Source organism: Caulobacter sp., assembly GCF_049283275.1.
Lineage (GTDB): Bacteria > Pseudomonadota > Alphaproteobacteria > Caulobacterales > Caulobacteraceae > Caulobacter.
Genome location: NZ_JBAPVS010000265.1, coordinates 1 through 2337, shown reverse-complemented (window position 1 = coordinate 2337; position 2337 = coordinate 1). Strand labels below are relative to the sequence as shown.

The 2337-nt window shown below is 71.1% G+C and carries 3 protein-coding genes; 1 reads left to right on the top strand and 2 read right to left on the bottom strand.

All coding sequences use genetic code 11. The features are described 5' to 3' along the window. Together WAL33_RS14885 and WAL33_RS14880 are read right to left on the bottom strand one after the other, a co-directional pair. Positions 1-894 (bottom strand): AtzE family amidohydrolase (locus WAL33_RS14885; protein ID WP_422182299.1); only part of this gene is annotated, 894 nt, incomplete at its 3' end. Continuing rightward, on the bottom strand, positions 891-1109 hold the full coding sequence (locus WAL33_RS14880; RefSeq protein WP_422182298.1) for a DUF4089 domain-containing protein: 219 nt from the start codon (positions 1107-1109) through the stop codon (positions 891-893). The genes WAL33_RS14885 and WAL33_RS14880, both read right to left, overlap by 4 nt. Positions 1110-1334: 225 nt before the next feature. Between WAL33_RS14880 and WAL33_RS14875 the strand changes: the two genes are divergently transcribed. Beyond that, positions 1335-2282, top strand: a complete 948-nt coding sequence (locus tag WAL33_RS14875) for an acetamidase/formamidase family protein (protein ID WP_422182297.1) — start codon at positions 1335-1337, stop codon at positions 2280-2282. Positions 2283-2337 lie beyond the last annotated feature (55 nt).

Sequence of the window (2337 nt, the reverse complement as noted above, 5' to 3'; positions counted from 1 at the left end):
GGCGCCGGGCAGCTCGATTCCGCGCCGGGCCTGCAGGGCGTCGGCGACGATCTCCAGCGCCTCCAGCACCTCGGGAAAAGCGCCCTGCGCGAACCAGCCGCCCAGCACGCCGACGCGAAGGGGCGCGTCGGCCGCGGCTTGCAGGCGGGGGGCGGCTGGTTCGGCGGGCCGACGGCAGAGCGGATCCAGAGGATCGGGGCCCTGCATCAGGTCGTAGGCGAGAGCCAGGTCGGCGACCGAGCGGGCGAACGGGCCCACATGGTCCAGGCTCTCGACAAAGGGAAAGGCGCCTTGGCGCGACAGGCGGCCCAGGGTGGGCTTGAAGCCGAACACCCCGCACAGGCCGGCGGGAATGCGGATCGAGCCGTTGGTGTCCGAGCCCAGGGTCAGGGGAACCAGGCCGCCGCTCACCGCCGCGGCCGAGCCGCCGGACGAGCCGCCGGCGATGCGGGTCAGGTCGTGCGGATTGCGGGTCGGGCCGTCGTGGGCGTTCTCGGTGACGAAGCCGTAGGCGAATTCGTCCATGTTCAACGCGCCGATCAGCACGGCCCCGGCGGCGGTCAGGCGCTGGACGGCGGTGGCGTCGTGGACGGCGGGGGGCGCGTCGCGGCGGATGCCCGAGCCGGCGATGGTGGTCACGCCCTCGACGTCGAACAGGTTCTTGACCGCGAACGGCACGCCGGCCAGCGGCCCCACGGGACGGTCGGCGGCCAGGTCGGCGTCGATGGCCTCGGCCTGGGCCAGGGCGCGCTCGGCGAAGACGGCGGTGTAGGCGTTGAACGGGTCGCTGGCCGCGCGGGCCAGGGCGGCCTCGGTCTCGGAACGGGCGGTGGTCTTGCCCCATTGGACGTCGTCGGCGACGGCCTGGGCCGAGCGGAAATCGGCGGCGCTCATGGCTCGAACGCCTCGGGGGCGGGCGCTAGGCTGTCGTCGAGGGCGGCCGTGAAGGTCACGGTCTGGCGACGCAGCAGCGCCAGGTTCTCGATCACCCCGTCCCGGGTCTCAGGGGGCAAGACCAAACCCAACGCCTCGGCGCGAGCGTCCGCATAGGCGGCGACCGCGTCGTCGTCGAGGGCCAGGAACGCTGCGAGCGCCGGATCGGTCGCCATGCGGGCGAGCTCCACAAGTAAGAAATTTATTCATAACCGGGATGTCCGGTTGGGACCAGCATCATACCGTCCCGAACGCCCCAACGCCCGTCCACGCGTCAGGCCGATCCCCGCGCTGCACGCCGGATGGGCGCCGACGGCCTTCGCGGGCCTGGGCGATGGTCGAGACTAGGGCGGCGGGCTCGACGCGCGTCAACTGCGCTTTGGTAATAGAGGACTTACTTCATGCTTCACCACCTGGCCTCGACCCCGGACACCGTGCGCTTCGGGATCTTCGACGCCGCCTTTGATCCGGTGCTGACGGTGGCGCCCGGCGACACGGTGGTGATCGACTGCGTTTCGGGCGGCCCCGAGGTGATGCCGGCCCCGGACTCCGGCCTGGTCATCCCGCCGGCCCTGCAGGCGATCCACGACGCCCGCCTTGAGCGCATCGGGCCTCACATCCTGACCGGTCCGGTGGCGATCGCGGGCGCCGAGCCCGGCGACACCCTGGAGGTGCGGATCGAGGCCATCGAGCCCAACAACACCTGGGGCTATTGCGCCGTCCGGCCGCTGGCCGGGACCCTGCCGGACGAGTTTCCCGAACGCTATGTCAGTCATATCGCCATCGACGCCGCGGCGGGGACCTGCAAGCCCGCCTGGGGCCCGACCCTGCCGCTGCGGCCGTTCTTCGGCACCACCGGCGTCGCGCCGCCGGCCCGCTACGGCAAGCTCTCCAGCCGCGAGCCGCGCGAGCACGGCGGCAACATGGACTGCAAGGAGCTGGTGGCCGGCTCGACCCTGTTCCTGCCGGTCTGGGTTGCGGGCGCGAATTTCTCGGCGGGCGACGGGCACGGACGTCAGGGGGACGGCGAGGTCTGCGTCAACGCCTTGGAAATGGGCCTGACCGGGACCTTCACCTTCATCCTGCACAAGGCCGCCGACGTCGGGGTTCGGACCTGGCCGAGCGCCGAGAGCCCGACCCACTACCTGACGCTGGGTTTCAACGAGGACCTGGACCTGGCGATGAAACAGGCGTTGCGGGCGATGATCGACCTGATCGTCTCAAGGTCGTCGCTGAGCCGGGTGCAGGCCTATCAGTTCTGTTCGCTGGCGGTGGACTTCCGGGTGACCCAGACGGTCAACGGGGAGAAGGGCGTGCATGGGATGCTGGAGAAGGGGGTGTTGTTTTAGGGGCGGGGAAGACCCCCTCCGGCCCTTCGGGCCACCTCCCCCAGAGGGGGAGGAT

Excerpts from the sequence above, each read along its gene's own strand:
- WAL33_RS14875 (WP_422182297.1), top strand. The coding sequence starts at position 1,335 with ATGCTTCACCACCTGGCCTCGACCCCGGACACCGTGCGCTTCGGGATC.
- WAL33_RS14880 (WP_422182298.1), bottom strand. The coding sequence starts at position 1,109 with ATGGCGACCGATCCGGCGCTCGCAGCGTTCCTGGCCCTCGACGACGAC.